This is a genomic window from Streptosporangium sp. G12, from assembly GCF_052983175.1.
The window spans coordinates 43,431-50,541 of record NZ_JBRIQO010000047.1 but is presented as its reverse complement, the minus strand read 5'-3'; the positions used below and the strand labels follow the sequence as shown (position 1 = coordinate 50,541).

Genomic DNA, 7,111 nt, shown 5'->3' with positions numbered 1-7,111 from the left:
GGACCGGCAGGACCGGCAGGCGCCGACGGCGCACCCGGACCTGAAGGACCCGCAGGACCTGAGGGACCGGCAGGACCGGCAGGCGCCGACGGCGCACCCGGACCCGAGGGACCCGCAGGACCTGAGGGACCGGCAGGACCGGCAGGCGCCGACGGCGCACCCGGACCTGAAGGACCCGCAGGACCTGAGGGACCGGCAGGACCGGCAGGCGCCGACGGCGCACCCGGACCCGAGGGACCCGCAGGACCCGCAGGCGCCGACGGCGCACCCGGACCCGAGGGACCCGCAGGACCCGCAGGCGCCGACGGCGCACCCGGACCCGAGGGACCCGCAGGACCCGCAGGCGCCGACGGCGCACCCGGACCCGAGGGACCCGCAGGACCCGCAGGCGCCGACGGCGCACCCGGACCCGAGGGACCCGCAGGACCTGAAGGACCGGCAGGACCGGCAGGCGCCGACGGCGCACCCGGACCTGAAGGACCCGCAGGACCTGAGGGACCGGCAGGACCGGCAGGCGCCGACGGCGCACCCGGACCCGAGGGACCCGCAGGACCCGCAGGCGCCGACGGCGCACCCGGACCCGAGGGACCCGCAGGACCTGAAGGACCGGCAGGACCGGCAGGCGCCGACGGCGCACCCGGACCCGAGGGACCCGCAGGACCTGAAGGACCCGCTGGACCTGAAGGACCCGAGGGGCCCGAAGGACCCGCAGGACCTGAAGGACCCGAGGGGCCCGAAGGACCCGCAGGACCTGAAGGACCCGAGGGGCCCGAAGGACCCGCAGGACCTGAGGGGCCCGCAGGACCGGCAGGCGCCGACGGCGCACCCGGACCCGAAGGACCCGCAGGACCTGAAGGACCCGCAGGACCGGCAGGCGCCGACGGCGCACCCGGACCCGAAGGACCCGCAGGACCTGAAGGACCCGCAGGACCGGCAGGCGCCGACGGCGCACCCGGACCCGAAGGACCCGCAGGACCTGAAGGACCCGCAGGACCGGCAGGACCCATAGGACCTCAAGGCCCGGTCGGACCGCAGGGTCCCATCGGACCGCAAGGCCCTAGTGGGGGGACGACAGCCGGTACCCAGGTCGTCAGTTACCCGGTCGTCTCCGCCCACATTGTCAGGGCGCCGATTGTCAGGGCGCCGATTGTTGTCAGCGCCCCGTTCACCTGGGCTACTCCTCCGGGTATCTGCACGGCGGTGAGGGCCTGCTGAGGTTTTCCAGGGGCCTCGTGGAAACAGGTCGATTGACGCGCCCCGGCCCGGCGGTTTACTCCGAAGGTCCATAGGACCGGGAAAGTAAAACTCGGGAACGGCCGTGCGGGGCAGGTGGCCGTCAACTGAAATACGGAGAGGTGCGGGGCATTACGCCCCGCACCTCTTCGCCTGTCCCAGGCTCTCTGTCCGAGGCTCTCTGTCCGAAATCTTCTAATACGGATTTCACGACCACGCGAGCCGCCTCTCGCGTTCACCGGCCCGCGAAACGGTGAAACCGAGCAGCCGGACGCGCGCCTCCCCATCCATACCTCCGTCCATATCTCTGCCCCCAACCTCCGTCCACGCCGGTCACGCAACATGACCCCTGGACAACAGAAAGTTTTCCTACATGATTAGTTGGATACCGGTTCCGGCTACGAGTTCAGGAGTTCACCGTGGCGCTCATCCAGCCTGACCCCACCTTCTACCCGTCGGCCCGCGAGGCCATGGCTGCCCCGAAGGAGGAGCTCGCCTACGTCGCGTTACTCGCCACGACCGGTGACGACCGGCCCGACGGGCTCGCCACGATCGACCTGTCGAACGGGTCGATCGCCGACGTGCACGACATGTCCGTCCCCGGCGACGAGCTCCACCACTTCGGCTGGAACGTGTGCAGCGCGGCACTGTGCCCGTACGCGCCACATCCACACGTGGAGCGGCGCTACCTGGTCCTTCCCGGTCTGAGGTCCAGCAGGATCTACATTTTCGACGTCAAGGACGATCCCTGGTCCCCCAAGCTCGTCAAGACGATCGAGCCAGAGACGATCTTCGAGAAGACCGGGTACAGCCGCCCGCACACCGTCCACTGCGGCACCGACGCCATCTACGTCAGCGCGCTCGGCAACGTGGACGGCGACGCGCCCGGCGGTGTGTTCACGCTCGACCACGACACCTTCGAACCCAAGGGCCGCTGGGAGGCCGACCGGGGTTCGCAGCGGCTGCACTACGACTTCTGGTGGCACCTCGGACACGACACGATGATCACCAGCGAGTGGGGAACGCCCAACCAGATCGAGCCGGGGCCCTCGCTGGAGCTTCTGGTCGGCCGGCAGTACGGTCACAAACTGCACGTCTGGGACCTGGCCAAGCGCAGGCACCTCCAGGAGATCGACCTGGGCGACCAGCACCAGATGGCCCTGGAGCTCCGGCCCGCCCACGACCCGACCAAGACCTACGGCTTCGTCAACAGCGTGATCAACGTCGAGGACCTGTCGGCCAACATCTTCACCTGGTACCTGGAGAACGGCGTCTGGAAGGCCCGCAAGACGATCACGATCCCGGCCGAGCCCGCCGACCCCGACCTGCTGCCCGAGCCGCTCAAGCAGTTCGGCGCGGTACCGCCGCTGGTCAGCGACATCTCGCTGACCCTCGACGACCGGATCCTGCTCGTCTCCGCCTGGGGCACCGGCGAGCTCAAGGCGTACGACGTCTCCGACCCGTTCGCGCCGCGCGAGACCGGCTCGGTCCGGATCGGCGGGATCGCCGGACGCGGCGGTCACCCGGCCGCTCCGGGCCGGACGCTGAACGGGGGGCCGCAGATGGTCGAGGCCAGCAGGGACGGACGGCGCGTCTATTTCACCAACTCGCTCTACCGCTCCTGGGACGACGTCTTCTACCCCGACGGCATCTCGGGCTGGATGGCGAAGGTGGACGTCGCCGACGACGGTTCGATCGCCCTCGATCCGGGTTTCTTCGTCGACTTCGCCTCCGACGGCCGGCGCGCGCACCAGGTCCGCCTGCAGGGCGGCGACTCCTCCTCCGACTCCTACTGCTTCCCGTGACCCCGGCCGAGGGCCCACCGGCCACCGCCACCTTCCCACTCTTTCCAAGGTGTGCCCGATGGATCTGATGCCCCTGCTCATCCTGGCCGGGCTCGGTGCCTTCCACGGCCTGAACCCGGCCATGGGCTGGCTCTTCGCGGTCGCGCTCGGACTGCAGGAGCGCTCTCGCGACGGGGTGCTGCGCGCGCTGCCGCCCATCGTGCTCGGCCACGCGGGCTCGGTGCTGGTCACGCTCGGGCTGGTGTCGGTGGCCCGGCTGGCCGCCCCGCCCAAAGCGGTCTCGTACGGCGTGGCGGCCGTGGTGTGCGGGTTCGGCCTCTGGCGGCTGCTGAGGCGGCGCCATCCCCGCTGGGTCGGCATGAAGGTGACGAAGTGGCAGCTGGCCGGGTGGTCGTTCCTGATGGCCACCGCCCACGGAGCCGGGCTGATGGTGCTCCCGGTCACCCTGCACGGCGGGCACGGCGGGCACGGCGGACATGGGAGCCACGGTGGCCACGACGCCGCCGCGCTGGCCTCGCAGAGCCTGCTGGCGACCGGGGTGCACACGATGGCCATGCTGGTGACGACCACCGTGCTGGCCCTGGTCGTCTACGAGCGGCTGGGCGTGGCGGTGCTCCGCAAGGCGTGGTTCAACCTCGATCTCGCCTGGGCCGTCGCCCTCATCGGGGCGGGCGCCTTCGCCGCGCTCACCTGATGCCGCCCGTCGGGCGAACCGGACGCCGCGCGAACCGGGTGAACCGCCCGGTGGCGGCGTACGTCTCAGGAGCATGCGCCGACTGTTACCCGCACTGCTGGCCGTCGCCGCCCTTTCGGCGTGTGCCATGACCGAGTCCAGCGCGATCACCGCGAAGGGGGTGAAGCGGGAGGTCCCGAAGGACCCCCCGGTCGCGGAGACCGTACGCGGTCTGACCTCCTTCGGGCACGCCCTGTTCGCCGCGACCGCGAAACCCGGGGCCAACACCGTCCTGTCGCCTCTGAGCATCGGTTACGCCTTCGGCCTGGCGAGGGCGGGGGCCACCGGAGCCACCGCCACCGAACTCGACGCGGTCTTCGGCTTCCCCTCCGAGGGGCCGCACACCTCTCTCAACACGCTCACCCGGCAGATCGTCACGACCGACGACCCGCCTCCCCGCACCGAGCCGGACGCGGAACGGGACGCCCAGGAGCGCACCCCCGAGCCGCCGACCGTGGGCATCGCCAACGAGTTGTTCACCCAGGAGGGACTGAGCGTCAAGCCCGAGTTCCTCCGTACGCTCGCGGCGCAGTACGGCACGGGCGTGCGCCAGGTGGACTTCGCCGGGAACGCCACCGAGGTCATCGACGCCTGGGCCGAGGAACGGACGGCCGGGCGGATCAGGAAGGTGTTCGACAACCTGCCCGCGAGGACCAAACTGGTCATCGCCAACGCCGTCTACCTCAAGGCCGACTGGACGACGCCGTTCACCGACCCGCCGGAGGAGGGCGCCACCTTCACCCGCGCCGACGGTACGACGACACGCACGGCCCTGATGCGCCACGACGGTTTCCTCCCCTACGCGGCGGGGTCCGGCTGGCAGGCCGTGGAGCTGCACTACGCCGGAGACGAGCTGGCCATGTGGGTCCTCGTACCGCGAGCGGGCGGCTCCCCCGCCGACCTGCTCTCCCCCGCCGTGATGGCGGAGGTGGCCACCGGGCTCGCGGAGCGGCCGGTGCGGCTCGCCATGCCCCGATGGGACTTCTCCACGAGCCTGGACCTGGCCGAACCGCTCGCGAAGCTGGGGCTGCGGGGGAACGACTACTCGGGGATCACCGACGGGGCCCGTCTCGACCAGGCGATCCATCGCGCCAACATCGCCGTGGACGAGTGGGGTACCGAGGCCGCCGCCGTCACCGGCCTCGCGTTCACCGTGTCGGGCCCGCCCCCGCCGGAGGCCGAGGTCCGCGCCGACCACCCGTTCGCCTTCGCGATCGTCCACCGGCCGACGCTGACCCCGCTGTTCATCGGCCAGGTCGGCGACCCGTCCACGAGGAACTGAGCCGGGCCGCCCGGCGAGAGGTGACCGCGAAGGCCCGGCCGCCCGGCGAAGGCCGCGAAGACCCCGGTCCCGGCGGGCTCAGCCGGAGAGGGTGAGCAGGCCGTTGTCCACCACGGCCCGGCCGAAGGTGCGCGCGAGCTCGGCCAGGCGGGCCAGCTCGTCGTCGGAGAGCGCGGCGTACGCGGGCAGCGCCAGCTCGTCGGTGCGGTCCTCGATCCGCTGCCTGAGCGCCGCGCCCTCCTCGGTGAGCCCGTCACCGGACAGCAGGCCGCGCCCGCGCAGCCTCTCCTCGGCCGCGGTCCACTCCTCCTCGGGCCAGTCGCGGCTGAACTTGAGGAACACCGTGGGGACGTGCCCGGTCGCGGCGTGCAGGACCAGCGCGTCCAGCGGGCCGACGCCCTCGGTGAGCAGCGTCGCGACGTGCCCGTCACCCCGGAACTCGCGAAGCAGCGTCTGGGCGTGCCAGAGCCGCAGGAGCGGCTCCGAGGGCCAGGGCAGCGCGGCGTGCGCGGCGAACAGCGGGCGCCCCTGGGGGTGCTCGCAGGCCCTCTCCGCGGCGCGGACGGCCAGTTCCGTCGTCTCGGCGAGGGTGTCGATCTCGTGGATACCGGCCCGGCGCAGGGCTGCTCCGGCGGCTTCGAGACGGGCCGCGAGCAGCTTCTCCGGCGTCGTGACCTGCCACGCGGCGGGAAGCGCGCGCCGTACGAGGGCGGGGTGGAAGTTGTAGAAGGTCGCGATGACCAGCTCGGCGGAGGCCGTGCCGAAGGCCGCGGCGCGGGAGGCGAAGTAGCCCGCCCGGCTGTCGAGGCCGAGCGCGGCGTAGCGCTCGGTGGCCTCGGGCACGAAGTAGATCATTCCGTGGACGGGCTCCAGGCGGCGCCAGGATTGACGGGCCAGCTGGACGTCGGTCATCACGCCTCCGGGGAGTCAACGGAACGGCCGGCGGCCGGGGTCTCCGGTCTCGCGCCGGGCGAAGCCGATGTTCCCTTCGAACCGACCAGTTGGTATCTGAAAACCTATTCCTACCCGCCAGTAGCAGTCAACGACGACACCTGGTCGCGGTGACGGGACGGATGTTCGTCACGGGGCGCGAGCCGGAGCGCACGGGGGTGACCCGGCGGAGGCGAGGTCCGGAGGTTGCGGCTGACACGGTGTCAGCCCCTATACCTGGAAGCACCATGTTCAGTATCGGAGAGTTCTCCCAGCTCGGCCAGGTGTCGGTGCGCATGTTGCGCCACTACGACGCGATCGGCCTGCTCAGGCCCGCCCATGTCGACCCGGCCAGCGGACACCGCTTCTACCGGGCCGACCAGTTGTCGCGACTCAACCGCGTCATCGCCCTGAAGGACCTCGGTCTCACCCTGCGCCAGATCGGTTCGATCCTGGACGAGCGGGTCGACGCCGCGGAGCTGTACGGGATGCTGCGGCTGCGTCGTGCCGAGCTGGAGGAACGGATCGCGGCGGACACGGCCCGGCTCGTCCGGGTGGAGGTACGGCTCACGACGATCACCAAGGAAGGCCACATGCACCCCGAAGAGGTTCTTCTCAAGTCGATCCCCTCGACGCGCGTGGCGGAGCTCACCGCCGTCGCGGCCAGCTACGACGGCGAGGACATCGGCCCCGTCATCCAGCCGCTCTTCGCCGACCTGTGCCGGCGCGTCGACGCCGCCGGGGTGAAGATCACCGGATACGGCATCGCCCGCTACGAGGCCGAGGCCGACGGCCGGGTGACCGTGCGCGCCGGGCTGGAGGTCGCCGCGGAGACGAGCGACGGGTACGACTTCGCGGTCGTGGACCTGCCGAAGGTCGAGCAGGCCGCCACGATCATCCACCGCGGTCCGATGGAGCAGGTGGGACCGACGTTCCAGACGCTGGCCCACTGGATCGACGAGCACGGCTACCGCGGTGTCGGGCTGGCCAGGGAGGTCTCCATCGACTGTCCCGAGGGCGACCACGACAACTGGGTGACCGAACTGCAGATGACGGTCACGCGGGTGTGACGACCAGGCGGGCGAAGACGCCACGGGCCGCGTCCGCACGAACGCGCTCGCCGCGGTG

The 7,111-nt window shown here is 71.4% G+C and carries 5 protein-coding genes and 1 pseudogene; 5 read left to right on the top strand and 1 reads right to left on the bottom strand.

What is annotated here, in order from left to right; translation table 11 throughout:
• The 4 genes and pseudogenes from ACVCAG_RS43405 to ACVCAG_RS43390 form a co-directional block, all read left to right on the top strand.
• Nucleotides 1-1,009 (top strand): annotated as a pseudogene (locus ACVCAG_RS43405) (hypothetical protein); the annotation flags it as partial.
• A gap of 643 nt (nucleotides 1,010-1,652) precedes the next feature.
• Nucleotides 1,653-3,038, top strand: coding sequence for a selenium-binding protein SBP56-related protein (locus ACVCAG_RS43400; protein ID WP_440089288.1), 1,386 nt, complete (start codon nucleotides 1,653-1,655; stop codon nucleotides 3,036-3,038).
• Between the two features lie 58 nt (nucleotides 3,039-3,096).
• Nucleotides 3,097-3,732, top strand: a complete 636-nt coding sequence (locus ACVCAG_RS43395) for a hypothetical protein (RefSeq protein WP_440089286.1) — start codon at nucleotides 3,097-3,099, stop codon at nucleotides 3,730-3,732.
• Nucleotides 3,733-3,805: 73 nt separating this feature from the next.
• Entirely contained in the window at nucleotides 3,806-5,053 is a 1,248-nt protein-coding gene (locus ACVCAG_RS43390; protein ID WP_440089284.1) for a serpin family protein, read from the top strand.
• Between the two features lie 78 nt (nucleotides 5,054-5,131).
• On the opposite strand, the gene ACVCAG_RS43385 is transcribed toward ACVCAG_RS43390, so the two are convergent.
• Entirely contained in the window at nucleotides 5,132-5,965 is an 834-nt protein-coding gene (locus tag ACVCAG_RS43385; RefSeq protein ID WP_440089283.1) for an SCO6745 family protein, read from the bottom strand.
• Nucleotides 5,966-6,231: 266 nt separating this feature from the next.
• Here ACVCAG_RS43385 and ACVCAG_RS43380 point away from each other — a divergent pair, with 266 nt between their 5' ends.
• Nucleotides 6,232-7,053 carry a MerR family transcriptional regulator gene (locus ACVCAG_RS43380; protein ID WP_440089282.1) on the top strand — a complete coding sequence of 274 codons (822 nt, stop codon included), beginning with the start codon at nucleotides 6,232-6,234 and terminating at the stop codon, nucleotides 7,051-7,053.
• Nucleotides 7,054-7,111 lie beyond the last annotated feature (58 nt).